The 26,442-nt window shown below is 39.4% G+C and carries 23 protein-coding genes, 1 tRNA gene and 1 pseudogene; 11 read left to right on the forward strand and 14 right to left on the reverse strand.

Translation table 11 applies throughout. The features are described from left to right. Window positions 1–7 precede the first annotated feature (7 nt). From clpX to AB669_RS10885, 6 genes are all read right to left on the reverse strand, one after another. Window positions 8–1,276: an ATP-dependent Clp protease ATP-binding subunit ClpX gene (gene clpX, locus AB669_RS10860; RefSeq protein WP_369799752.1), complete on the reverse strand. Its 1,269-nt coding sequence runs from the start codon at window positions 1,274–1,276 to the stop codon at window positions 8–10. Further along, window positions 1,230–1,937, reverse strand: coding sequence for an ATP-dependent Clp endopeptidase proteolytic subunit ClpP (gene clpP / locus AB669_RS10865; RefSeq protein ID WP_047799329.1), 708 nt, complete (start codon window positions 1,935–1,937; stop codon window positions 1,230–1,232). The genes clpX and clpP overlap by 47 nt, the downstream gene beginning before the upstream one ends. Before the next feature lie 218 nt (window positions 1,938–2,155). Further along, the gene (gene tig, locus AB669_RS10870; RefSeq protein ID WP_047799330.1) at window positions 2,156–3,502 is read right to left on the reverse strand and encodes a trigger factor; all 1,347 of its coding nucleotides are present in this window, start codon (window positions 3,500–3,502) and stop codon (window positions 2,156–2,158) included. Window positions 3,503–3,573: 71 nt separating this feature from the next. Then, window positions 3,574–3,655 (reverse strand) — tRNA-Leu (locus AB669_RS10875). A gap of 146 nt (window positions 3,656–3,801) precedes the next feature. Beyond that, window positions 3,802–4,254, reverse strand: a complete 453-nt coding sequence (locus tag AB669_RS10880; protein ID WP_047799331.1) for a 3-oxoacyl-ACP synthase — start codon at window positions 4,252–4,254, stop codon at window positions 3,802–3,804. Window positions 4,255–4,321: 67 nt separating this feature from the next. Beyond that, window positions 4,322–4,894, reverse strand: coding sequence for a nitroreductase (locus AB669_RS10885; RefSeq protein WP_047799332.1), 573 nt, complete (start codon window positions 4,892–4,894; stop codon window positions 4,322–4,324). Between the two features lie 118 nt (window positions 4,895–5,012). On the opposite strand from AB669_RS10885, the gene AB669_RS10890 reads away from it, so the two are divergent. Then, window positions 5,013–6,635, forward strand: a complete 1,623-nt coding sequence (locus tag AB669_RS10890; protein ID WP_047799333.1) for an ABC-F family ATP-binding cassette domain-containing protein — start codon at window positions 5,013–5,015, stop codon at window positions 6,633–6,635. 2 nt (window positions 6,636–6,637) lie between these two features. Here the strand turns inward: AB669_RS10890 and AB669_RS22480 are convergent, their stop codons facing one another. Continuing rightward, the gene (locus AB669_RS22480; RefSeq protein WP_255352153.1) at window positions 6,638–6,763 is read right to left on the reverse strand and encodes a hypothetical protein; all 126 of its coding nucleotides are present in this window, start codon (window positions 6,761–6,763) and stop codon (window positions 6,638–6,640) included. Window positions 6,764–6,801: 38 nt separating this feature from the next. Between AB669_RS22480 and AB669_RS10895 the strand changes: the two genes are divergently transcribed. From AB669_RS10895 to AB669_RS10905, 3 genes are all read left to right on the forward strand, one after another. Continuing rightward, window positions 6,802–7,509, forward strand: coding sequence for a DUF4397 domain-containing protein (locus AB669_RS10895; RefSeq protein ID WP_047799334.1), 708 nt, complete (start codon window positions 6,802–6,804; stop codon window positions 7,507–7,509). A gap of 104 nt (window positions 7,510–7,613) precedes the next feature. After that, window positions 7,614–8,189, forward strand: coding sequence for an RNA polymerase sigma factor (locus tag AB669_RS10900; protein WP_082120651.1), 576 nt, complete (start codon window positions 7,614–7,616; stop codon window positions 8,187–8,189). Continuing rightward, window positions 8,182–9,486 (forward strand): hypothetical protein, encoded by a 1,305-nt coding sequence (locus AB669_RS10905; protein WP_047799336.1) that lies wholly within the window; start codon window positions 8,182–8,184, stop codon window positions 9,484–9,486. Before AB669_RS10900 ends, AB669_RS10905 begins: the two co-directional genes overlap by 8 nt. A gap of 134 nt (window positions 9,487–9,620) precedes the next feature. Here the strand turns inward: AB669_RS10905 and AB669_RS10910 are convergent, their stop codons facing one another. Both AB669_RS10910 and AB669_RS10915 read right to left on the reverse strand, forming a co-directional pair. Further along, complete coding sequence (locus AB669_RS10910; RefSeq protein WP_047799337.1) at window positions 9,621–10,127, reverse strand: peptidylprolyl isomerase; 507 nt, start codon at window positions 10,125–10,127, stop codon at window positions 9,621–9,623. Between the two features lie 10 nt (window positions 10,128–10,137). Next, window positions 10,138–12,147 (reverse strand): thioredoxin domain-containing protein, encoded by a 2,010-nt coding sequence (locus AB669_RS10915; RefSeq protein ID WP_047799338.1) that lies wholly within the window; start codon window positions 12,145–12,147, stop codon window positions 10,138–10,140. 125 nt (window positions 12,148–12,272) lie between these two features. Between AB669_RS10915 and AB669_RS10920 the strand changes: the two are divergent. Beyond that, a pseudogene (locus AB669_RS10920) lies at window positions 12,273–13,254 on the forward strand (YhcG family protein). 2 nt (window positions 13,255–13,256) lie between these two features. Then, the gene (locus AB669_RS10925; protein WP_047799339.1) at window positions 13,257–14,354 is read left to right on the forward strand and encodes a mandelate racemase/muconate lactonizing enzyme family protein; all 1,098 of its coding nucleotides are present in this window, start codon (window positions 13,257–13,259) and stop codon (window positions 14,352–14,354) included. 31 nt (window positions 14,355–14,385) lie between these two features. Here the strand turns inward: AB669_RS10925 and AB669_RS10930 are convergent, their stop codons facing one another. Then, window positions 14,386–15,267 (reverse strand): glycoside hydrolase family 25 protein, encoded by an 882-nt coding sequence (locus tag AB669_RS10930; RefSeq protein WP_047799340.1) that lies wholly within the window; start codon window positions 15,265–15,267, stop codon window positions 14,386–14,388. 96 nt (window positions 15,268–15,363) lie between these two features. Here AB669_RS10930 and AB669_RS10935 point away from each other — a divergent pair, with 96 nt between their 5' ends. Continuing rightward, window positions 15,364–16,581, forward strand: coding sequence for an MFS transporter (locus AB669_RS10935; protein WP_047799341.1), 1,218 nt, complete (start codon window positions 15,364–15,366; stop codon window positions 16,579–16,581). Here the strand turns inward: AB669_RS10935 and AB669_RS10940 are convergent. From AB669_RS10940 to ispE, 4 genes are all read right to left on the reverse strand, one after another. Then, entirely contained in the window at window positions 16,574–17,554 is a 981-nt protein-coding gene (locus AB669_RS10940; protein WP_047799342.1) for a glycoside hydrolase family 43 protein, read from the reverse strand. The two genes, AB669_RS10935 and AB669_RS10940, sit on opposite strands and share 8 nt — an antisense overlap. Window positions 17,555–17,686: 132 nt before the next feature. Next, entirely contained in the window at window positions 17,687–18,853 is a 1,167-nt protein-coding gene (locus AB669_RS10945; protein WP_047799343.1) for an O-succinylhomoserine sulfhydrylase, read from the reverse strand. A 93-nt stretch (window positions 18,854–18,946) separates the two neighbouring features. Then, window positions 18,947–19,369 carry an OsmC family protein gene (locus tag AB669_RS10950; RefSeq protein WP_047799344.1) on the reverse strand — a complete coding sequence of 141 codons (423 nt, stop codon included), beginning with the start codon at window positions 19,367–19,369 and terminating at the stop codon, window positions 18,947–18,949. Between the two features lie 72 nt (window positions 19,370–19,441). Beyond that, window positions 19,442–20,245, reverse strand: a complete 804-nt coding sequence (gene ispE, locus AB669_RS10955) for a 4-(cytidine 5'-diphospho)-2-C-methyl-D-erythritol kinase (protein WP_047799345.1) — start codon at window positions 20,243–20,245, stop codon at window positions 19,442–19,444. A gap of 193 nt (window positions 20,246–20,438) precedes the next feature. On the opposite strand from ispE, the gene AB669_RS10960 reads away from it, so the two are divergent. The 4 genes from AB669_RS10960 (at window position 20,439) to AB669_RS10975 (ending at window position 26,439) form a co-directional block, all read left to right on the forward strand. Next, entirely contained in the window at window positions 20,439–21,233 is a 795-nt protein-coding gene (locus tag AB669_RS10960; RefSeq protein WP_047799346.1) for a thymidylate synthase, read from the forward strand. Between the two features lie 29 nt (window positions 21,234–21,262). After that, window positions 21,263–21,778: a dihydrofolate reductase gene (locus AB669_RS10965; RefSeq protein ID WP_047799347.1), complete on the forward strand. Its 516-nt coding sequence runs from the start codon at window positions 21,263–21,265 to the stop codon at window positions 21,776–21,778. Window positions 21,779–21,959: 181 nt separating this feature from the next. Further along, on the forward strand, window positions 21,960–24,941 hold the full coding sequence (gene secDF / locus AB669_RS10970) for a protein translocase subunit SecDF (RefSeq protein WP_047799348.1): 2,982 nt from the start codon (window positions 21,960–21,962) through the stop codon (window positions 24,939–24,941). A gap of 193 nt (window positions 24,942–25,134) precedes the next feature. Next, a complete protein-coding gene (locus tag AB669_RS10975) occupies window positions 25,135–26,439 on the forward strand; it encodes an NAD(P)/FAD-dependent oxidoreductase (RefSeq protein ID WP_047799349.1) in 1,305 nt (434 codons plus the stop codon). Window positions 26,440–26,442 lie beyond the last annotated feature (3 nt).

Raw genomic sequence — 26,442 nt, forward strand, 5'->3', positions numbered from 1 at the left:
ATTTTTTTTATGCAGCCTGTAATTTTTTAAAGTCTGCCTTCTCAAATTTTTCTATCGCGTAATCGAGGTTTATCACCAGCTCCTTGACATCCGTCTGAGTGGGCGTATCGAACATTGCATCCAGCATAATCGCCTCACAAATGGATCTTAAACCGCGGGCACCAAGCTTATACTCCATTGCTTTATCAACAATAAAGTCTAGCACATCATCCTCAAAAACCAGCTTAACGTCTTCATAAGCAAAAAGCTTAACATATTGCTTAATCAATGAGTTTTTAGGTGCAGTCAAAATATTTCTCAGCGATTCTTTATCTAATGGATTTAAGTGAGAAAGAACAGGAATACGACCGATTAATTCCGGAATTAAACCAAAAGATTTCAGATCCTGAGGGGTAATGTACTTGTAAAGGTTTTTAAGATCTAAAACAGTCTCATCTTTCTTCACCTTATACCCTACGGCCTGCGTACGCAAACGGTTGGCAATTTTACGTTCAATCCCGTCAAAAGCTCCTCCGCAAATAAACAGGATATTGTTTGTGTTTACCGGGATCATTTTTTGATCAGGATGTTTACGCCCGCCCTGCGGAGGTACATTTACAACAGTTCCTTCGAGGATCTTGAGCAAAGCCTGCTGAACACCCTCTCCTGAAACATCACGGGTAATAGAAGGATTATCGCTTTTCCGTGCAACCTTATCAACCTCATCGATATACACAATACCACGTTCTGCAGCTGCAACGTCGTAATCGGCCGCCTGCAACAAACGGGTTAAAATACTTTCAACGTCCTCTCCAACGTAACCAGCCTCAGTTAACACGGTAGCATCGCAAATACAAAACGGCACGTGCAGAATTTTGGCTATTGTTTTAGCCAGGAGTGTTTTACCTGTACCTGTTTCCCCTACCAGCATAATGTTCGATTTCTCGATCTCAATTTCGTCTTTTTCAACTTTTTGATTCAAACGCTTGTAATGGTTGTAAACAGCAACCGACAATACTTTTTTGGCATCGTCCTGACCAATAACATACTGATCAAGGTGTTGTTTAATTTCAAGAGGCTTTAACAAATTTATCGCCTCCTGAATATTTTTTGTCCCTTTGGTTCCTAACTCCTGCGCAAGCAATTGATTGGCCTGAGTAACACATTTATCGCAGATAAATGCATCCATGCCTTCAATTAACATTAACGTTTCGTGCTTGCCAGAATGGCAGAATGAGCAACGGGATTCTTTATTTTGTTTCGCCATCTTTTTTCGAGTTTCTCGATAATACTTCATCAACCATACCAAATCCTTTTGCCTCGTCGGCAGTCATCCAGTAATCGCGGTCTGAAGCTCTCTCCACCCAGTCGTAAGTTTGACCCGAGTGCTCAGAAATAATATCGTACAATTCCTTTTTCAATTTCAACATCTCTCTCAAGTTGATTTCCATATCAGATGCAACACCTTGTGCGCCTCCTGATGGTTGGTGTATCATTACCCTTGAGTGAGGTAAAGCTGCACGCTTTCCTTTCGCGCCGGCTACCAATAATACTGCGCCCATTGATGCAGCCATACCAGTACAAATTGTAGCTACATCTGGCTGAATATACTGCATGGTATCATAAATACCTAAGCCTGCATATACTGAACCACCTGGTGAGTTAATATAAATCTGAATATCCCTGTCAGCATCTGTTGATTGCAAAAACAACAATTGCGCCTGGATGATATTTGCATTCTGATCGTAAATGGCATCACCTAAAAAGATGATACGGTCCATCATTAACCTTGAAAATACATCCATTTGAGCCACGTTCAACTGACGTTCCTCAATGATATATGGAGTCATATTCTGAGGATTTACATTAGCCTGTGCAATAAACTTATCTACATGCAAACCGCCAATCCCCTGATGTTTAACGGCAAATTTTCTGAATTCTTGTGAATCTATGTTCATTATATGAGTTTTTTAGTAGAGGGCATAGCATTTGAAGTAATGTCCCCATAGTTTCGTGGATAATAATCAAACCAAAATATAAATAATATTTTAATTATAATGGTTTAATCAAAGAACATACCATGAAGATTTCACTGACATTATAGCATGGTTATATACAGTAAGAGCAGCTCCATGGAACTGCTCTTACTGTATATTTAGTTAACTAGCTATGTAATTTACTTCGCCAGTTCCACAAATTTATCATAGTCGATGTCTTTTGGCTCTAAAGTCACGATTGATTTGATGTACTCAAAAGTTTTCAAAGCTTTCACCTCTTCGAATGTACGGTTAGCATTCTCTTTTTCCTGTAAAAACTGTACAGCGTATTGAGCCAACTGATCTTCAGGAAGCGGACTAGGGCTATACATTCTGAACTGTGCATCTAACTTTGCTTTAGCAGCCTGAACCACATCTTCATACTTGATTTCGATGCTATTGTCTTTGATAATTTTATTTTCAATCAAAGTCCATCTTAGATTTTTAGCAAAATCATCGTAACCTTCAGCTAATTCCTCATCAGTGAGTTTTTCATTAGTTGCTTTTAACCAGCGACGTAAAAACTCATCAGGTAATTCTAAAGTATGTTTCTTTAAAAGTTCTTCATAAATATCATTAGATAATTTACGTTCAGCATCCTGTTTAAACATGCCTTCAACTTCTTCCTGGATTTTGGCTCTGAAACCAGCTTCGTCAGTTACAGTACCTTCTCCAAATAATTTGTCAAAAAACTCCTGATTTAAATCAGATTCCTCTAAACGGTTAACGTTTTTAACGGTCAACTGGAATTCAGACTTCAAATCGGCAGCGTCTTCTTCAGAAATATTAAGTGCTTTAGCGATAGCTGGAGCATCTTCAAAAGCTTTCTGAACATCGATTGTAACTACATCATCCTTTTTTAAACCAACTAAAGATTTAAGAACTTTTTTGTCTTTGATCAAGTCTAAACGAATGGTAGCTGTGTTCGAAATTCCGCCTTCGAAAACTGTTCCGTCAGCAGCTAACTGTACCAGTTCAGCGTATAAAACATCACCTTCAGCCGCAACTTCAGGATTTGTCATTTTGCCATAACTACGGCGAATATTCTTAATACGCTCTTCTAAAGTTTTTTCATCAGCTTTAACAACGTATTCAGTAAATTTATCTTTAGATGAAACGTTAACATCAAAAGCAGGTGCCAAACCTAACTCATAGTCAAACTCAAACTCATCTGTATAATCCCAGTTAAACTCACGCTCGTTATCCATTGCTGGCAATGGCTGGCCTAAGATTTCTAATTTTTGCTCGGCAATGTAGTTAGATAAAGTATCGTTTAATAAATTGTTTACCTCTTCTACCAGGATACTTTTACCGTACATTTTTTTAATGTGGCCAGCAGGAACCATTCCTTTACGGAAACCAGGTAATTGTGCTTTTTTAGCCTGGTCTTTAATAGCCTTTTCAACTTTTGCACTATAATCAGCAGGTGCGATTTTGATTTTTACAACAGCATTTAAGTTGCCGGTTTTTTCCTGTGTAATATTCATTTCTTTGTGAATGTTGTTTTTAAAAACAAAACCGTTCCGATTTTTAAATCGAAACGGCCTTTATCTTGTTGTGCGGAAGAAGGGACTCGAACCCCCACGCCGTGAAGCGCCAGATCCTAAGTCTGGTGCGGCTACCAATTACGCCACTTCCGCAGTTAGGATGTTGTAAGGACTGCAAAGATAGAAACCAGATTGAATAATCAAAAGCTATATGCAATATTTTTTCAAATATTTTCAACCAATCCGGCTAACTATCTAATTTTTAAGTAGAAAAACTTAACCTTGCGTTTCCCGTTTGTTTACATCACCGTTTTAATCAGATAATTTTTCCCGTTAAATTTAAAGCTATCGCCCTTTTCTTTACCGATCAACACCCTCCCTATCGGGGATGCTTGCGAGATAGCAAAAAATTTGTCACCCTCAACATTTAATTCACCAGCGCTTATGCTAATGTAAAAACTGCCTTCAGAGGTAATCACTAAACTACCGTTTTTGACAATTGAATTTCCTTCCGCCTTTTCAACTTGCTGCAAAGCAATTTTTTGTTGGCCTGCCTCATAAAGCAGCTTGTTGTTCCTGTCCATTTCCTGTTGCATCATCTCCCGGGTAGTTTCATACTTATCGCCCGCACTGCTTTTGGTATCGTCGTTTGAAGCCTGCCGGGCTTGCTGCAATGAATACTCAATATTTTCAATGCGATTTTGAATAAAGGTTAAACACAACTCGTAAAGCTGAGATTTTAAGGTAGACATATTAATAAATGATAAGGAAATGAGTGATGGAAGATAGAAAACTACGATACTGACTATATGAACGACCTTATGCTTCGATCCAGGTTACCTTTTCTTCAATTGTAGTACGGTTTGGTGCCCAGGGTTTTTCATTATGGTAGCCCATATAAAATAAACCTATGCATTTTTCATTTGCTTTCAATCCCAGAAATTCACCCAATCCATCAATCAATGGCGGCGTGCTCCAGTAAGCACCAACTTTTAGGCTCTCTGCTGTTAATGCCATATTCTGCACGGCACATGAAACTGCAGCAAGTTCTTCCCATTCAGGTATCTTACCACTTACTGCCATGTTTATTGCAATGATACAATCCGCTTGACCCGTTTTTTCGGCAAAACTATCGTACTTCTTTTGTAGAAAATTCTGTGGAGAAACCAGCTCTTTATAAAGTTTCCCAAGTTCTTCACCCAACTTCGCCAGGCCTCCTTTCCTGATGACTGTAAAACGCCAGGGTTGCGTTAATTTATGTGTAGGGGCGTAATTAGCTGTTTCTAAAATCTGGTTGATTACCTCTACAGGAATTTCTTTCTTAATATAACTTGCCGGAAAAATACTACGGCGTTCTTTGATAACCTGTGATACAATTTCGTATTTACTCATTTGGTAAAAATAGCTAAAAGCGGAAAGACTAAGAGGAAAATGAAAAAGATTTGACGTTGAAATAGCGTTTCGAATGATGAATTAGAAACCTTATCTTTGCGGCTTATTTAATAAAAGCATGATTTCAGTTTCTAATTTATCGTTAAGATACGGCAAACGCACATTATTTGAAGATGTTAACCTAAAGTTTACGCAAGGCAATTGCTATGGCGTAATTGGCGCGAACGGCGCGGGTAAATCTACTTTCCTGAAAATTCTTTCGGGAGAGGTAAATCAAACTTCAGGTAGCGTAGCGTTTACTCCAGGTGAGAGAATGGCTGTTTTAAAACAGAATCATTACGAATTTGATGAGTTTTCGGTGTTGGAAACTGTGATGATCGGTCATAAAGAACTTTATGCCATCATGAAAGAGAAAGATGCCATTTACATGAAAGAGGATTTCTCAGAGAAAGACGGCGAACGTGCCGGTGAACTGGAAAACCTTTTTGCTGAAATGGATGGCTGGAACATGGAAAGCAATGCTGCTACCATGCTTAGCAATTTGGGAATCACTGAAGATAATCACTATAAGTTATTGAAGGAGCTTGATAACACACAAAAAGTACGGGTATTGCTTGCACAGGCGCTTTTCGGTAACCCTGATATTTTATTACTGGATGAGCCTACCAACGATCTGGATATTGAAACCATTGCCTGGCTGGAAAACTTCCTGGCAGATTATCAGAACATTGTGTTGGTTGTATCTCACGACAGGCACTTTTTAGATGCAGTTTGTACGCATATCGTAGATATCGATTTCGCGAAAATGAGCATCTACACGGGTAACTACACTTTCTGGTATGAATCAAGCCAGCTGGCATTGAAACAACGTAGCGACCAGAACAAAAAGATGGAAGATAAGGTGAAGGAGCTGCAGGAGTTTATCCGCAGGTTTAGCGCCAACGCTTCTAAATCAAAGCAGGCTACCTCGCGTAAAAAAGCTTTGGATAAAATTGATATTACAGAGATCAAAGCATCAAGCCGTAAATATCCTGCTATTATTTTTAATAATACCGGTCGTGAAGCTGGTGATCAGATTCTTCAGGTTGAAAATCTTGGTAAATCCGGTAACGATGGCATTTTGTTCGATAAGGTTACCTTTATGGTAAACAAAGGCGATAAAATTGCCATATTGTCGCAAAACAGTTTAGCTACCGCAGCATTTTACGATGTATTAACCGGCAGAACTCCGGCTGATAAAGGTGAGTTTAAGTGGGGTGTTACCATTAGCACGGCTGATATTCCAAATGATAACTCAGAATATTTCGCTGGCAAAGATGAAAACCTGGTTGATTGGTTGCGCGAGTATTCCGGAACTGATGCCGATGAACAATTTGTACGCAGCTTTTTAGGACGTATGTTATTCTCTGGAGAGGAAGTATTGAAAAATGTTAAAGTACTTTCAGGAGGTGAAAAAATGCGCTGCATGTTCTCCAGAATGATGCTTCAGCAAGCTAACTTATTAATGTTTGATGAACCTACCAATCACCTTGACCTTGAATCAATCGAGGCATTGAATAATGGTATGAAAGATTTTAAAGGCGCAATTCTATTCACCTCACGAGATCACCAGTTAACCGAAACTGTTGCCAACCGCATTATCGAAGTTACACCTAAAGGTACGATTGATAAACTGATGACGTACGACGAATACATTAACAATGCAGATGTAGCTAAGCTACGCGAAGAAATGTATGCTTAAATTTAGATATTGAATAAATCGAAGAGCCGCATTTTACCATGCGGCTTTTTTATTTCCATTAAATTCTGAGGATGTTGTAGCGTTTCCAATACCTTAATCGTTTTATCAGAAAAAGCGTTAATGGCCATTAACCAATTTTATCACAAAATTGATTTAAAACATTAAAATGAAAACTACTCTGAAAAACTTTAGTAAGACAACGAAAATTATATGCGCCCTCTTTGCAATAACACTATTTCTTTCGGCATGTAAAAAAGATTGGGGAGATTATTCAGATTCAGTCACAGTTGCAGGTATTGGATTTGTACATGCCTCGCCGGGTACCGGTGCGCTTGATTTTATCGTAGACAATCAGAAAGCGAACAGTAAAGATTTTACCTATACCAAAGACCTGGGTTATTTTGGTGCCTACCCGGGTAACAGACTGTTTGGTGTTACGAAGAAAGATTCTACCAGATACCTGACTACCGCTAATGTCGCCCTGCAATCAGGAATTTTTTATTCTGCATTTGTAGTTGATGTGCTGCCTGCTCCAAAAATCTTAATCGTGCAAGATGATCTGACTGCCCCGGCTACCGGAAAAGCAAAAATTCGCTTTATTAACTTAAGTCCTGATGCACCGGCCCTGGATTTGGCAGTAGAAGGAACAGCAACAGCCCTGATTACTGCAAAGGCATATAAAGAAGCATCACCATTTATTTCAATTGATCCTTCTGCCGGTTATACTTTTCAAATAAAAGAAAGTAATAATGTTACCGCTACCCTGCCATCAACTAAAATTGAGGCTGGTAAAATTTACACATTGTGGGCTAAAGGACTGAAAAGCAAAACAGATAGCACAAAATTCGGGTTATCGATACTGACGAACAAATAACACCTACATATGAAACGAATCTGACATCATCTTCGATAACAAGATGGTGTCATTTTCATTAAATTTGCATCGCAAATAAACTAATCTCTACTAAGTCCGGAAGGTTGATAAAAAAAATACTCAGTGTTGAGGAAATTATAAAGGGCTGCAAAAACAACGATAACAGCTGTAAAGAAATGATGTATAAATCATTTTATGGCTATTTAATGGGCATTATTTTACGTTATGTAAACAACAGTTATGATGGAGAAGAGCTTGTAAATGACTGTTTTATAAAGATTTTTAAAAATATCGAAAGCTTTCAGCCGCCAAAAGAAACGACAGAACTATCGAAAACTTTTAAAGGATGGATTGCGAAAATTGCATCTAGAACTGCGATAGACAAGTTGCGAACATTGAAAAACCAGTCGTATGTTGATGACCTTTCTGAAGATGAACATCCTGTTAGTCAGGTTTCAATAGCTTCTGATTTGCACGTACAGGATATTTTAAAATTACTAAATGATTTGCCCGACACGCACAGACTCGTTTTTAATCTTTACGAAATCGAAGGATTTGCCCATGATGAGATTTCTAAAATGATGAATATACCCGAGAGCTCAAGCAGGGTCTACTTAACGAGGGCAAAAAACAAACTTCGGGCACTATATTTAAAAACACTGGTTAGTTCCTATGAGTAAAATGGATAAAGAGTTAATTGACCATATCAAAAATAAACTTGCTTCGCATGAAGAGGCATACACTCCCGGGGCATGGGAGCGATTTGCCGCGCAGGACGAAAAGAAGCGAAGAGGTTTCTTCTATTGGCCGTTATGGTCTGCAGCAGCCATACTGCTGATATTCGGCGGCATACTACTTTTCCAGAATAACAAAACAACCCTTCAAAATGGTCTTGCAAAAAATTTAAAATCAGAAAACCGTAATTCCGACACTGCCGATGACAAGGAAAACGGCCAGACCGACCGTGCTTTAGTCGTTGCTAAAAGGAATGGCATTATCAAGAAAACAAATAATGCTAATAAAACCACAGGCTCGAAACCGCTTTCAGGTTATAATGAAGGTGACTTAGCTGCAAGAGTTACTGAACAAGTCTCTTTATCGGTTACGAATTTAAGCAATGGTGATTTAACCGCTCAGCCTCAACTCAACGCTACAATATATTCAAACAGAATAGCTTTAACTCCTGCTGATTTGAATATGCAAATTTCAAATGGCAGGACACAAACCGCTTCAGGGAAAGTTAGTTTTGAGCAACTGTTGGAACGGGATAGCTATAATAACAAGCTGGCCAAAAATGCACGCAATAAATCTACCGACAAGTGGCAACCGGGCGTATATGTTGCTCCATCCATGGGGAACGATAATAAAGTAAATATGAATTATGGTTTCTCTTTATCGTATCGGGTAAACGATAAACTATCACTTAACTCAGGAATTGCTTATGCGGCATTGAGTAGTACTAGCGGTAGTGCTACCTCTAATAGCAATATGATGAGCGATGCTCAGGCAAGTGCGAGTTTAAGTTCGAAATCTTCAGCCTACAGTACTTCGTCTAAAAATTTGGAATCTGTTAATGCTGTTTTAAATGGCATCAATATTCCATTGGAACTTAAATACAGTATTAGTAAAAAGATTTATACAGGTATTGGTATTTCCGCACTTGCTATATTAAATAACAAACAGAATAACAATTATCTGGTGAGTAGCACACAAAATACTACAGTTGCCAATACCTTGGGCTACTCAGAGCAAAAAATGCTTATCGTAACGGAACGTGTTTCGGAGCAACAGACTGAATCGACATCGGTTACAGACAAATACATTGGCTTTTATAATTTTTCACTCGGATATAAGCAAAAAATTGCAGGGAAGAAAAACTTTGCTGTGGAGCCGTTTTTACGTATACCAATGAAAACCTTTTCTAGTGATAATTTAAACCTGACCAATGGTGGCTTAAGGTTAAAACTAGATTTCTAGTACTAAAATGCAGTATTATTGAGCCAAAATCTATTTAAAGATGAGTTAAAAAATAAAGGCCCCAATTTACATTTGAGGCCTTTATTGTATAGTTTACAACGGTTGTAAACCTGATATTTTAAAATGCTTATTAACTAGTGACCTGAATGGCCATCCGCTCCATGAGCATGTCCGTGAGCCAATTCATCCTGAGTAGCCTCGCGAACGTTCAGGATTGTTCCGCTAAACAATAGGTTTTTACCTGCCATTGGGTGATTTAAATCAACAGCCACAGTTTCTTCGTGAACCGCGGTAACACCAGCTCTGAACTGGTTACCATTATTATCTTGCAATGGAATAACATCACCTACAGCAGGAACTTCGCCACCTGCTTCGGTAAACATTGTTTTTGGCAAATCAGCAAAAGCACCTGGATCAATTTCTCCGTAACCATCAGCTGCAGATAACTCAAAACCATATTCATCACCAGTTTTTAAACCAGCTAGATGCTCTTCGAATTTAGGCAACATCATGCCTACGCCATATAAAAATACTAAAGGATTTTGCTCATCAGCTTTTTCAACAAAAACTTGTTGTCCTTCTTCGTTAGTAGTATGCAAATCATAAGTTAATGCAACTACTGAGTTTGGTGAAATATTCATTCAGATTGTTTTAATGTAAATACGCTAATGCTTCCTCAACAGTTTTAACCGGCAACTGGCACACTTTATTTCGGCAAATATAAACTTTTGTTTCATTGCTTTCCTTACCTTTTAACAGTGGCAGGTTACTTTTTGTTCCACCCAATGTAATTTTATTTGGAATGTAATGATTACTTAACTCCATTTTCACCACATCTGCTTCTAGCCCTGTTATTGCAATTTCGTTGGTGCCGTAAATTTCATTCAGCAACTGAATAGCCCAATTCGAATAGGCAGATCCATAACTCTTTATCTTTGGTTCAACAGCAGCCAGCATCAGCGCAGCTTTTTCAGTATATTTTTCCTCGTCAAATAGCAATCCCAATTTATTTAAGTTGCTCGCCATCACAGAATTGGAAGCCGGAATAACGTTGTCCATTATTTCATGCTTTCGGGCAATCAAACTTTCACTTTCTGCAGAGGTGTAAAAGAACATTGGCGACTTAGCATCAGTAAAATTACCGAGAACATAATCTGTTAACGCCTTTGCTTCATCGAGCCACGCTTCCTCAAAATCGTATTCATAAAGTGCAATCAAAGCTTCTATTAAAAAGGCATAATCATCCAAAAATGCAGTTATCGAGGCTTTGCCATTTTTGAAATTGCGAAATAAACCGCCATTTTGCTGTTTCAAATTACTTAAAATAAAATCAGTTGCTACTTTTGCTTTTTCATAGTACTCACCATGATTTAAAATCTGTGCAACATCAGCCAATGCTTTGATCATCATGCCATTCCAGGCAGTTAAACATTTGTCATCCAGCCCGGGCCGTACCCGCCTATTCCTAACCTCAAGTAATTTTAGCTTAGCTACCTGAACTTTATCATAGAGAACTTCAGGGCTAATACCATATTTTGCTATAATCAAATCATCGTCAATGGTTTTTCTTAGAATATTAGCCTGTTCTTCTTCCCAGTTTCCCTCTTCAGTAATGTTGTAATACTCTCCAATCAGTTGAGCATCTTCACCCAGGATACGATCAAACTCTTCCTTTTCCCATATGTAGAATTTACCCTCCACCCCTTCACTATCAGCATCCAGCGCGGCATAAAATAAACCCTCTGGCGAGGTCATTTCATTAAAAACCCATGAAATACTTTCAGTAACTGTTTGTTTGAAAGAATCAAAACGCGTGCACTGGTAAGCTTCAGCGTAAAGGCTGATTAGCTGAGCATTGTCGTATAGCATTTTCTCAAAATGTGGAACATGCCAGCGATCATCAACCGAGTATCGGGCAAACCCACCGCCTATCTGGTCATAAATACCTCCCCTGCTCATTTCTTCAAGGGTATGGCAAACTGCCGTAAACACAGATTGCTCATCCTTTAAAAACCCATATCGGAGCAGAAATACCCAATTGTTAGGTAGGGGAAACTTTGGAGCTCGATTGTAACCTCCCAGTCCGATATCAAAGTGCCGTTTCCAGGGTTCGACAATTTCGGTTAGATTTAAATCTGTATAGGTTGCCGTTCCCTGCGACGGGATAAGTGTTTCACTCTCCTTAATCCCCGCAGTAAGCCGGTCAGCATATTGCAACGCTTTTTCAGGTTCATGCGACCAAAGTTTAGCCACATTCTCCAGTATATTAATCCAGTCATTTTTTCTGAAGTAGGTCCCCCCATAAACCGGCCGCTGGTCGGGCAGGCAAATGCAGTTTAAAGGCCAGCCCCCGCTTCCCGTCATCAGCTGAATGGCATACATATAAATCTGATCGATATCTGGACGCTCTTCCCGGTCTACTTTTATGCATACATAATTACGGTTCATCACCTCTGCAACCTCATGATTTTCGAAACTTTCACGTTCCATTACATGGCACCAATGGCATGCCGAGTATCCAATGCTTACTAAAATGAGCTTGTTTTCTGCTTTGGCCTTCTCCAGTGCCGCAGGTCCCCACTCATACCATTCTACAGGATTGTATGCATGTTGTAAAAGGTATGGTGATGAGGCATGGATGAGATTATTGGGTTCGGACATAGTGAGGTGGTAGGATGTTTAAAAAGTGTATGATGCAATTTATAGACTGTAAATCTATTAATAATCTACAAAGCTGTTTCTATTTAGATTTTGTTTTTATACTTTAGATACAAATCTAATGAGACATGGAGCTGACAAGAAATGACTTATTTAATTCGATAAAAGAGATCATTACACAATCGCGATTAAGGGTATTTCGTGCGGCTAATTCGGCTTTATTAAAATCCTACTGGCAAATTGGGAAATTAATTGTAGAAGATGAACAACAAGGTAAACAACGTGCTGCATACGGCAATGCTACATTAAAAGAGCTTTCAAAACGACTTACCGTTGAATTTGGAAAGGGTTTCGATGAACGAAATTTAAACAATATGAGGTCGTTTTATTCTGCTTTCCCAATTTGGTACGCATTGCGTACCGAATTAAGCTGGACGCATTACAGAATCCTTTCCCGTCTTGAATCAGAAGAAAAAAGAAAATTCTATATTGATGAATCTATTGTTTCGAACTGGAATAGCCGAGAGCTACAAAGACAGATCAGTAGCTTAACTTTTGAACGCTCGTTGAACAAGCCGAAAAAAAACAAGATTAGCACTAACATTCAGGAGTACATCAAAGACCCTTATATTTTTGAGTTTTTGGGATTAAAACCAGATCATAAATTTACTGAACGAAATCTGGAATCTGCCATTATAGATCACTTGCAAAAATTTCTATTGGAATTTGGAAAAGGTTTTGCCTTTGTGGCATCAGCAACATATTGTAACTGATACTTCAGACTTTTACATCGATTTAGTATTCTATAACTATATTCTTAAATGTTTTGTAATCATCGATCTAAAAACAACTGCTTTGAGCCATCAAGATATTGGTCAAATTGATATGTATGTAAGAATGTACGATGATTTAAAAAGAAATGAAGATGATAATCCCACAATAGGGTTATTGCTCTGTACCGAAAAAGATGAAACTATAGTAAAATATTCCGTGTTAAATGATAAAAACGAACTCTTCGCAAGCAAATATCTATTATACTTACCTAAAGAAAAAGAGTTAATTGCTATGATCGAACAAGACAGACAACGCTTTGAGCTAGATAATCTATAGAAATGAAAATTACCCACACCGAAATATACCGCTTCAGTATACCAATGGAACCCTTTGTAATTGCAACTGGCACCATGCATTTCGCTCAGAACGTATTAATAAGAATTTATACCGACAGCGGCATTCATGGCATTGGCGAATGCTCTGCCTTTCCAATGATTGTGGGCGAAACGCAGGAAACCTGTATTGCCATGGCTAAAGATTTCGCAGCAATTATTAAAGGTAAAAATCCGCTTGAAATTCCGGAGCGGATGAATGACTTGTTAGGCTATGCCGATCATAATAATACCATTAAAAGTGCTTTCGATATGGCCCTCTTCGATATTTCAGCTAAACATGCTGGTTTACCACTGTACAAATTTCTTGGTGGTACTAAAAGAACGATCGAAACTGACATGACCATAGGCATTGATACGCCGGAAGGGATGGCTCAAACAGCATTAAAATACAAAGCTCAAGGATGCAGGATTCTGAAAATTAAACTGGGCAAAAAAGTGCATGATGATATTGAAAGGGTAAAACAGATCAGGGAGGCCGTTGGTGACGAAATTATACTTCGTCTTGATGCAAATCAGGGCTGGAGTTTTGACGATGCCTTGTTTGCACTTGGATCCCTCGAAAAATACAATATCGAATTTTGCGAGCAGCCCATGCGCACCTGGTACGATGATCAGTTGCCGGAACTGAACGTCAACTCCCCCATTAAGCTAATGGCCGATGAAAGTTGTTACAACCACCATGATGCAAGAAAACTAATCAACAGTCAGTCTACAACCTACCTGAACATTAAATTTTCTAAATCAGGAGGGATTTTAGAAGCACAGAAAATACATGAGGAAGCGTTGCAAACCGGTATAAAATGTATGATTGGCAGCATGCTGGAGAGCAGGATAGCATTGAGTGCAAACCTTCACTTTGCGCTGGCAAGTCCTAATGTAGTATTTTTCGACCTGGATACGGCGCTGCTAGGTCATCTGGTGGATCCTTCAGTTGGGGGGCTTACTTACGACGGTTATTTCCTCGATGTTCCCGACGAACCCGGAATTGGTGCCGAAGCCGATGAATTCTTTTTAGAAAACTGCGAAAGCTGGACGATATAAGCTCCAGCGCCCAAAAGGGAAACAAAGGGGATTATTTAACCAACATACCAGCCAGTGCCGTGCTGTCTCCACTGAAGGCGTTAAAATCTACCACATGCCCGATACCATTTATTTTCGCTTTATCAGAATGTTGCCAGAATTTCCATTTACCCTCAGCCAGTCTTAATTTAGGCTGGTAATAATGCGCAATCCAAAGTGGGTAGTTATCAAGTTTATCTTCCAGGTAATCTTCGTAAAACTTTAAACCAGTGTATATAATTGGTCTCACCTTAGTTTTCATCTCTACATAGGTTAGAAAATCAGATAGTTCCAATCGCATTCTAAGGGGTGAAACGCCGTCGAGCGTTTCGATATCTACCACCGGAGGCAAGTCGCCTTTCTCGATATTAACCACTTGTAAAAAGAACTTTGCCTGGGCTTTCCCGCTTTTTTTTGGGCGAAAGAAATGATAAGCACCACATACAATACCGGCTTTTGGCGCTTCGCGCCAGTTTCTTTGAAAATAAGGATCGACTTGTAACAAACCTTCTGTTGCTTTGATAAAGGCGAATCTAATCTTCACTTCGTCTTCCTTCATCTCCTTTACCAGGGGCCAGTTTATCTTTCCCTGATAATAGGATACATCAATACCGTGAACGCTATACTTTTTAGGAATTTTAATGTTGAAACTTTCATAGGTACGGTAGTTTGGGTCCTGCCCCCAGTCCCGCACCCAGCGCCAGGTAGATACGAAGCCATTCAAGATGTAGCCGTAGTAAAACGGAGATAGCAGAATAAGAAGCATGCCGGCAATTGCCACTTTCAAGCCCAAAGAAATGGATTTGCCTTTCTTCTTCCTTTGCGGTGATTTGCTTTGGGCGGGTTTCCTGGCAACAGGTTTGCGAACAACTGGTTTTCTTTTCTCTGGCGGCATATCTTTTTCGGTGGTGCAAAGTTGGAGAAAAACTAGGGAAATAAAAACTTCTCATCATCCATCTCTTTCCTTATTTTTACATCCCCTAATAAAACCATGCTTAAACTCATCCTTAACACCTATAAATCTTCTTTCAGTGGCCTAAGTAAAGAGACCTGGCTGTTGAGCATCGTGATGATGTTTAACCGCTGTGGCAGCATGGCCGTACCTTTTATGGGTTTATATGTTACCCAAAGCCTGCACCATTCCGAAACAGATGCAGGATTAATCATTACCCTGTTTGGAATTGGCTCTATCCTGGGCTCCTTAACAGGAGGAAAACTGACCGATATGATTGGCTTCAGACCAGTACAAATACTATCGTCAATAATCGGAGGATTACTTTTTATTGTTTTCTCCACGATAAATGATTTTTCAACGTTATGTATCTTATCGGTTGTCATCAGTTTTTTCTCTGAAGCTTTCCGGCCTGCCAACTTTACTGCTGTTGCCCATTATGCCAAGGAAGGTACAACTACACGATCCTATTCTCTAAACCGCCTGGCTACAAATATCGGCTGGTCGGTTGGAATCAGTCTGGCAGGAATCGTTGCTTCTATCAATTATAAACTTCTGTTTCTAGTTGAAGGCAGTGTGAGCATTTTAGTAGGGATATCCATAATGCTATCCTTACCGCAGGTGAAGGGGTTTATGAAAAAAGCGAAAGAAGAGCGTGCCAGCCTGGTGGTGCAAAAGCCCTGGAACGATGCTTTTTACATTAAATTTATCTTGATTACTACTGTATTTATCACTTCCGCTTTTTTGATGTTTAGGGTGGTACCTGTGTTTTTTAAGGATCATTGGGGAATCAATGAAGCCGCTATCGGGGTGATAATGGGCCTTAACGGCGCAATTATTGCCCTGTTTGAGATGGTGATGATTAATCAGATTGAAAATAAAAGACCTGCCATATTTTTTATCATTATTGGCGCGGTTTTGTTTGCCTTTTCTTATTTGATTTTGAGCATTCCCTTCGGCTTGCATATTGCAATGGCCGTTCTTACGGTTGTTGTTTTTACTGTTGGTGAAATGTTTGTGCTTCCTTTTATTAATACGGTTGTAATTAGCAGAAGTAATGTCCACAACCGGGGTCTTTATGCAGCGGGTTATACTTTGAGCTGGTCAATAGCGCAGGTATCCGGCCCGGTATCTGGCTTTTTTATTGCCAAACATTTTGGCTACAACACCTTATGGGCAATTGTAGCCAGTATTTTATTGTTATGCGCTTTGGGCTTCCGGCTTCTTGGTAAATCAAATATAGAAATACCTACTTAAATTTCTGCGCCGGTACACCTTCCTCGGTGATTTTAACCGGAAGGATATTGCCATTTGTGTCGAATTTCATTTCGTCAATACAGGTTTCACGGTGATTTCCGTCCGTCTCCGTCAACGGACGTCGGTGATAGACGATATAATATTTGTTCTTTTTCTCATTTATGATCAGTGAATGATGGCCGGCTCCCCGTGCAATCGTTGCATCTTGCTGTAAAATTTTACCCACTCTTTTGAATGGTCCGAACGGCGAATCGCTCACTGCATAAGCAACTGAATAATCAGGACCCGTCCAACCTCCTTCGCTCCACATAAAGTAATATTTACCGTTTTTGATAAACATGTATGGACCTTCAACATAATTGTCGGGTGTAATTTCCTTAAAGATCGTTCCGTCAGGATATGGAACAAAGCCGGTAAAATCGTTATTTAATTTAGCGATGTTGCAATGTTTCCAGCCACCATAAATCAGATAGTATTGTCCGTCTTTATCTTTAAAAACAAACTGATCTATGGGTTGTGCGCCATTGTGAAATTTATCTACCAATGGCTTACCCAAATGGTCTTTGTAAGGCCCCTCTGGTCGATCAGCCACTGCAACCCCTATTCCTCCTACTTCGTTATCACTTTGAATATCGTTGGCTCCAAAAAACAAATAGTATTTTTTGTCTTTCTGAACAATCGCAGGGGCCCACATGGCTTTATTTGCCCATTTAACTGCCGCAGTATCTAACACGTGAGGATGTTTTTTCCATTTCACCAGGTCGTCAGATGAGAAAGCATCTATAAACACCTGCTCTTTATACTTTGCAGAATAGGTTGGATAAACCCAGTATTGGTTATTAAAAACCGCTGCTTCAGGATCAGCGTACCAGCCCTGAAAAATAGGATTACCCGATTGATTAATCGTTTTAGTACTTTGAGCAAAAGAATTAATTCCAGCCAAAAGTAAAAGAGATGATAATATGTATTTCATGCCCACAATTTAGAAAAAAATCCGGGCTAAAAAAACTGAATATTTTCCGGGAGACCGAGTCAGTTGCTTTGCCGGAGGAGAAAAGCATAATGCGGTAAACGAATCAAGGTTCGTTTACCGCATCGTTTATTTTTAAGCCAGCGCCTGCTCAATATCAGCAAGAATATCATTGATGTGCTCCAGTCCGATAGATAAACGGATAGAACCTTGTTCAATACCTACAACATTTCGTTCTTCTTCACTTAACTTACTGTGAGTACTCGTTGCCGGGTGCGTTGCAATAGAACGGGTATCAGCTAAGTTGGCTGAAATTGAAAACATCTTCAGCCCATCCATAAATTTGCTGGCGCCTTCTACCCCGCCCTCAACAACGATGGTAACAATACCGCCACCTTGTTTCATCTGCTTTTTAGCAATTTCATGTTGCGGGTGCGATGGTAAAAAGGGGTATTTCACCAACTTAATTTTTGGGTGCTGCTCCAAATATTCTGCAACTTTTAAAGCACTCTCGCAGTGGCGATCCATACGTACAGCCAACGTTTCCAGACTTTTTGATAGGATCCAGGCGTTGAATGGCGAAAGTGACGGTCCGCTGTGACGGGCAAAAGCCACTACCTCCGCAATCAATTCTTTACTACCTAGAATAACACCGCCAAGTACACGTCCCTGCCCATCAATATACTTTGTTGCCGAATGGATTGAGATGTGTGCACCTAATTTAAGTGGCTGCTGGAGGTATGGCGTTGCAAAACAATTATCTACTACCAAAAGCTGATTGTGTTTTTTAGCCAGATTTCCTAAATATTCCAGGTCAATGATATCTATACCCGGGTTTGATGGCGTTTCTACAAAAATCATTTTTGTATTGGGTTTAACCAAGCCTTCCCAGTCCTCGGGTTTGTCTAAATCTGCATAATCAAAAGTAACCCCCCATTTAGAAAACACATTAGTTAGTAGCTGGTGCGTTGATCCGAAAACAGAACGGCTTGAAACAATATGATCGCCAGCCTTTAGAAATGCGGCAAAGGTGGTAAAAATAGCCGCCATTCCTGTAGCCGTAGCAAAACCGTCTTCAGCACCTTCCAGCAAACACATTTTTTCGATAAATTCTGATGTATTTGGATTTGCATAACGACTATACACATTTCCTTCTTTTTCATTGGCGAAAAGTGCACGCATTTCTTCAGCATCATCAAATTTATAACTTGATGTAAGATAAATTGGTGCAGAATGTTCTTTATGTAAACTACGTTCGGTTTGAGTGCGTATAGCTATCGTTTCAAAATTTTCAGATTTCATTTTTGTTATTATCAGGATTTTAGTATCAAGATCGAAGTATCGGATATCAAGATCTGGTATTTTATATAGGTCATGTCTTGATAGCTGTCATTGCTACTTGCTACCGTTTATTGTATAAGTAAAATTAATTTTTGCAGAGCGACCGAGAATGTTGGATACCGAACAATATTTATCAAAAGTCATGGATAATGCACGTTCCACCTTGGTCGTACTCAGGTCACCAGCCAGGTCAAACTGGATATCAATTACATCAAAAATTGGAGGCATCTCCTCTTCTTTGCGTGTAGCCTTGATTGCTATTCTGATATCATCAATTACTTCCTTCTGCTTCGTTAATATGTTCACCATATCGATTCCACTACATCCGCCAAGACCAATCAGGAGCATCTCCATTGGTCTGAAACCTTTGCCTTCACCACCAATAGCAGCTTTTGCGTCCAATTCGACAGTGAAACCGCTCTCGTTTTCTGCCTCAAAGTTAAATTTTCCGCTTTTGCGGATGAGATTAATATTCATTTCGTTAGTATGAAGTATGAGGTTCAGGGCATCAAGACGTCACGTCTTACACCTAACAACCTTTTACCTTTGTTAAATATCGTAATAAACTAAATTTTCGTATTCCAGTTCAGGCAATTTTACGGGATTATTGAAAATTGCAAATACCGACGAACCACTTCCGCTCATTAGAGCAAAGGTTGCGCCTGCATCATATAAACTGGTTTTTATTTGACGAATTTGGGGATACTTCGCGAATACCGATGGCTCGAAATCGTTGATAACCTTATTTTTCCATGTTGTTGATGGCAAATGTATGATTTCTTTTAAGGATTGCAAAGGCTTTTGTGGTTTTACCAGGGCATAGGCATCAGCTGTACTGACATGCACAGGCGGTTTAACCAGCACTTTAAAGTAAGCTGACAAATCAACTTCGCACTTTTCGAATTCATCGCCTTTATTGAAAGCATATACAGGTTTATTCTCGATAAAGAACGCACAGTCCGCCCCTAGCTGTCGTGCATAATTCTCCATTTGTTGAACAGATAACCCCAAATCAAATTTATCATTTAACAGTTTTATGAGAAAGGCACAGTCGGCCGAGCCGCCCCCTAAACCTGCTCCCACCGGAATATTCTTTAAAAGATTAATTTCCTGTGGGGGGATATTAAAGTCCGTCTTTATCAGATGGTATGCTTTTACACATAAATTGTCATTTGCATCACCCGGGATAACAATTCCATGTATTTTGCATGAAGTAAATTCCGCATCGGTGATTTCAACGGAATCTTTAATATTAACCGGATAGAAGATCGTTTCCAGGTTGTGGTAACCATCTGGCCGCTTTTCGGTGATATTAAGTCCGAGGTTTATTTTTGCATTTGGAAAAGATAACATTCAGAGTTCAGATTTGAAATATGTGATTTGAGATCTGAGATTGCTCAAATTCAAACATAGTACTGATACAAACATACAAAATGTTTAAAAAACTGAATTGTAGAAAACTAATGACTATTCAATTTGATTAATTTTAGATATTTGTAACCAATACCACTTAAGATCTGGAAGCCCCGGAACGGGTTAAGAAAATATGAAACAATACTTAGATTTAATGCAGCATGTGCTGGATAATGGTGCACAGAAACACGACCGCACAGGGACAGGAACCATTAGTGTTTTTGGCTACCAGATGCGGTTTAATTTGCAGGAAGGCTTCCCTATGGTTACTACTAAAAAGCTCCATTTAAAATCTATTATTCATGAACTGATCTGGTTTTTAACAGGCGACACCAATATTAAATACCTGAAAGATAATGGTGTACGGATTTGGGATGAATGGGCTGATGAGGATGGAAACCTGGGACCGGTATATGGATCACAATGGAGAAGCTGGCCCACGCCAGATGGTCAGCATATTGATCAGATTACCAATATCATCAATACCCTTAAAAACAATCCTGATTCACGCAGAATTATCGTTTCCGCATGGAACGTTGCTGAAATTGAACATATGGCGCTTCCACCCTGCCATGCGTTTTTTCAGTTTTACGTAGCTGACGGAAAGTTAAGTTGCCAGCTGTATCAGCGCAGTGCAGACATCTTTTTGGGTGTTCCTTTTAACATTGCATCATACGCTTTATTAACAATGATGGTTGCTCAGGTATGCGGACTTGAAGCCGGTGATTTTGTACATACCTTAGGTGATGCCCACCTATACAATAACCACATTGAGCAGGCTCATTTACAATTGAGCAGAGCGCCAAAGCCGCTACCAATAATGAAGATTAACCCAGATGTGAAAAGTATTTTTGATTTCAAATTTGAAGATTTTACATTGGAAAATTACGAAGCACATCCACATATAAAAGGCGTAGTGGCAGTATAATACAGTTTATATAAATAAAATAAGAGTTGATGACTAATGAAGGAAAAAGCGCTTTGCTTTGTATTGCCGTTGCCACGGGCGAAAACTTTGAAATAGGGAAAAACAATCAGCTACTTTGGCATATGCCGGCCGACTTGAAATTTTTCAAACAAACCACTACCGGTCATACGGTGATCATGGGCCGTAAAACCTTCGATTCGGTAGGAAGACCATTGCCAAACCGCAGAAACATCGTAATCACACGAGATCGTCAATTGAAAATCGACCATGTAGAAGTAGTAAACAGCCTCGACGAAGCACTTGAGTTAACCGCGGACGAGGAAAAATCAGTATTTGTAGTGGGTGGTGCCGAAATTTACCGTCAGGCGTTACCTAAAACCGACATTTTGTACCTGACTACCATTCACCATACCTTTGAGGCTGATACATTTTTCCCGAAAGTTGATAGAACGGAATGGCAAACCATTAGTAGTGAAACTCATCATGCGGATGATAAAAATAAGTACGATTACACCTTTGAGGTATTAAAGAGAAATAACATCTAAATCGTATTATGCGGCGAAGCCAGCTCAAAAACAGTATAACCTCAACAATTCTCACCCGATAATTCTCTGTTAAAAATTATTCTTAATAAATTATCAATAAGGAGGTTCTATAATTTAAAAATTTAATTAGATTTGCCGACTTGTTAAAAAACAGCGAAAGACAAATTATTTTAAACAAACAATGCAAGGAAAAGGTTTTATTAAGTTTATAGCGATAGTTTTAGCTATCGTTTGTGCGTATGCACTTTCTTTTACTTTGGTAGCAAACAAAATAGAGAAAGACGCAAAAAACTATGCGAAAGGTGATGCAGCCAAAGAGAAGGCTTATTTAGATTCGATGAGTACCGAGAAAGTTTATCCAATTGTTGGATTTACTTACAGCGAGGTAAAATCGAAAGAAATTAACTTAGGTCTCGACTTAAAAGGCGGTATGAACGTAACGATGGAGATATCGTTAGCTGAACTGGTTAAATCTTTAGCGGGTAACCCTACAGATGCCAATTTCAACAAAGCTGTTCAAAATGCACAGATCCAGTTAAACGCAGGTGGAAAAGATTACATCAAGATTTTTGTTGATGAATTCGAAAAGTTGAGTCCGGGCGTTAAACTTGCAGATTTTTTCTCTAATCAGAATAATGCTTCGCAGTTAAAACCAAATGCAAGCAATAGCGAGGTTGAGTCTTTCTTAGAAAAAGAAGCAACCAGTGCGATTGATCGTTCTGAAACTGTTTTACGTTCTCGTATCGATGGTTCAGGCGTTGTTAGTCCAAACATTCAAAAACAAGAAGGAAGTAACCGGATCTTAATTGAAATGCCAGGTGTTCAGGATAAAGAACGTATGGCTAAATTATTACAGGGTTCTGCTGAATTACAATTCTGGCAGGTATACCAGGTTCAGGAAGTTGTTCCTTTGCTTGAAAATATTAATAAAACTTTAGCGGCTACTTTGAAATCAAATACGCCTGCAAGCACTGATACTACTGCAGCTCCTGCTGCTGGTGGCAAGCTTGCCGGTTTAGAAGGCAAAGCTAAAACTGATTCTGCTGCTAAAGGTGGTAAACTGGCTAATTTAGGTAAAAAAGATTCTACAGCGGTTAGAGCCGAACTGGCAAAATCCAATCCGCTATACGCCGTGCTTAACTTACCGATTTATCAGGGCGAAAACGGTCAGCAACAGTTGATTCCTGGCGCTGTAGTAGGGATGTCTTTACAGAAAGATACTGCTAAAGTTAATGCTTACCTTAAAATGCCTGAAGTTGCTGCATCTATTCCATCATCGATGAAATTTATGTGGAGCGTTAAACCAAGAGAAGGTTCTAAAATTTTCGAACTATATGCTATTAAAGTACTTAGTGCAGATGGCAAACCGGATTTAGGTGGTGAAGCAATCAGCGATTCCCGTGCTGATTTCGATCAGAAAGGTAAACCAGAAGTAACCATGTACATGACCAGCGAAGGCGCTGCAAAATGGAAAAAAATTACCGCAGAAGCTGCAGCTGATGCAAACAATAAAAAATCTATCGCAATTGTATTAGATAACATGGTTTATTCTGCACCTACAGTACAGAATGAAATCGCTGGTGGTGTTTCTTCAATTACCGGTAACTTTACACAAACTGATACAAAAGATTTATCTAACATCTTAAAGGCTGGTAAATTACCTGCTCCTGCACGCATTGCAGGTAGCTACATTGTAGGTCCTACCCTTGGCGCACAGGCGATACACGATGGTCTGATCTCTTTCGTAATTGCATTTATTGTAATCTTAATCTTCATGGCGTTGTATTATCACCGTGCAGGTTGGGTTGCAAACTTCGCTTTATTGGTTAACTTATTCTTCATCATTGGTATATTGGTATCTCTTGGTGCTGTATTAACTTTACCAGGTATTGCAGGTATCGTATTAACCATTGGTTTATCTGTAGATGCAAACATCCTTATTTTTGAACGTGTACGTGAAGAGCTCGCTTTAGGAAAGGCTACTCCCGCTGCAATCAAAGAAGGTTTCAAACATGCGATGCCATCTATTATCGATTCAAACGTAACGGTATTCATTTTAGGTGCAATTCTATACTTTTTCGGAAGTGGCCCGGTTCAGGGTTTCGCAACTACATTATGTATCGGTATCCTTTCTTCGTTGTTCGCAGCTGTATTAATCTCAAGAGTAGTATTCCAATCGATGTTAGATCGCAAGGTTGAAATTTCTTTTGATAACAGCTTAACCCGTAATGCTTTCAAAAACCTGGCCTTCAACTTCGTTGGCCGCCGTAAAATTTACTACATCATTTCCAGCATTATCATTATTGCCGGTATTGGTATGTATTTTAAAAATGGTGGTTTAAACCTGGGTGTAGATTTCAAAGGAGGAAGAACTTATCTGGTTCATTTCCAGAATCCTGTTACTACTGAAGAAGTAAGAGCTAAACTAACTCCTGCTTTTGGAAACGAAACACCTGAGGTTAAAACTGCGGGTGAAGACAGTCAGTTGAAAATTACAACTACTTATCAAATAGAAGATCAGGATGTTAAAACGGATAAAGTTGTTGAAGATGCTTTAAATAAAGGGTTAGCAGGTTCAAAATATGAAATTGTAAGCTCGCAAAAAGTAACGCCTATTATCGCCAGCGATATCGTTAACGGTGCATTTTACGCTGTATTAATATCATGTTTGTTCATGTTCGTGTATATTGTAATTCAGTTCAAAAAATGGCAGTATGGTTTAGGTGCAGTTATCGCATTATTCCACGACGTTTTAATGGTATTATCATTCTACACAATTTTAGATGGCGTACTACCATTCTCATTAGAAATTGGTCAGGATTTCATCGCAGCGATTTTAACGGTAATGGGTTACACCATGACGGAAACAGTAGTCGTATTCGACCGTATTCGTGAACGTCTTAAAGAATCGGGTAAAAGCGATTTACACGGTGAAGAACGTAATAACTTAATCAACTTCGCATTGAACAGTACATTAAGTCGTACGATTTTAACTTCACTTTCGGTATTCTTTGTATTATTGGTGATCTTCATCTTTGGCGGAGACAGTATACGTGGATTTATCTTCGCATTGTTGATTGGCCGTATCATTGGTACCTATTCATCACTATGTATCTCTACTCCTATCGTAATTGATCTTGGTAGTTCAGAAGAGAAAAAATAAGAATCAGCATTTTTTAAGATTCAGAAACGCCCCGATAAACCGGGGCGTTTTTTTTTTGCCATAACTACAAATTGAAATGATCATAACAACATTAATTACCGGCAGAATGAGGTGATAACGGTTGAATATCCACGGTATTTAAACCATTTGTATATCTTTTTGTTACTTTAGCAAACAGATAAACCGATAGAAAATGGATTTACAACTTCCTAAAAGCGAATACCCTAGAGTACTTATAGTTGGAGGTGGATTTGGAGGAATTGAATTAGCAAAACGATTAAAGAATAAACCTTTTCAGGTGGTGATGTTGGATAAACATAACTACCATACTTTTCAACCGCTACTTTATCAGGTAGCAACAGGCGGACTCGAGGCTGAAGCCATCGCCTTCCCACTTCGAAAAATATTTAAAGGTCAGAAAAACCTGATCTTCAGGGTAACCAAGGTGAATGAAGTTAATGCGGCTGAAAATTATGTACGCACCGATATTGGCGATATCCATTATGATTACCTGGTAATTGCTACTGGCTCTACCAGCAACTTTTTTGGTAATCAAGAGATCGAGGCAAATTCGATGCCAATGAAATCGATTCCCGAAGCTCTCGATTTAAGAAGCCTGATACTACAGAATTTTGAAAAGTCTTTAATTGAAAGCGATTCAGATAAAAAAAGCGCCCTTTTAAACTTTGTTGTCGTAGGCGGCGGACCAACCGGAGTAGAAACTTCCGGAGCAATTGCGGAGCTTAAAAAGCACGTGATACCTAACGATTACCCCGAAATGGATTTAAGTAAGGTAAACATTTACCTTGTTGAAAACTCTCCGGAAGTACTCGGCCCGATGTCGCCACAGGCTCAGGTTCATGCCAAGAAATTCCTTATCGAAATGGGGGTGCAGGTGATGAATGAAACCCGCGTACTCGGCTATGACGGACATATACTTACGCTTCAGGATAAGCCACCAATATTAAGCGCTACGGTAATCTGGAGTGCCGGCGTTAAGGGGCAGGTATTAGCAGGAATGGAAAAGGCAGAAGTGGTACGTGGCGGAAGATTAAAAACCGATACGGAAAACCTCGTTGCAGGATACCAGAATATATATGCCATTGGGGATGTTGCGGCGATAATCAATGACGAAACACCTAACGGACATCCCGGGGTAGCGCCAGTAGCCATCCAGCAAGGGCACCACCTGGCCAAAAACCTGATCAATATCGCCCAGAAAAAACCTCTGGAAAAGTTCAGCTACTTTGACAAAGGATCGATGGCTACTGTTGGAAGGAATAAAGCGGTAGTAGATATGGGCAAAATACGCTTCCAGGGCGTGTTTGCGTGGTTCACCTGGATGTTTGTGCACCTGATGACATTAGTGGGCTTTAGAAACAAAATTATCGTGTTTATCAACTGGCTCTGGAGCTACTTCAGTTACGACAGGGGAACACGTTTAATCATCAGGACATTTGCCAAAGACCGAAGTGTTGACTATAGAAAGGAAATTTAACTG

The organism is Pedobacter sp. BMA (assembly GCF_001027745.1).
GTDB lineage: Bacteria > Bacteroidota > Bacteroidia > Sphingobacteriales > Sphingobacteriaceae > Pedobacter.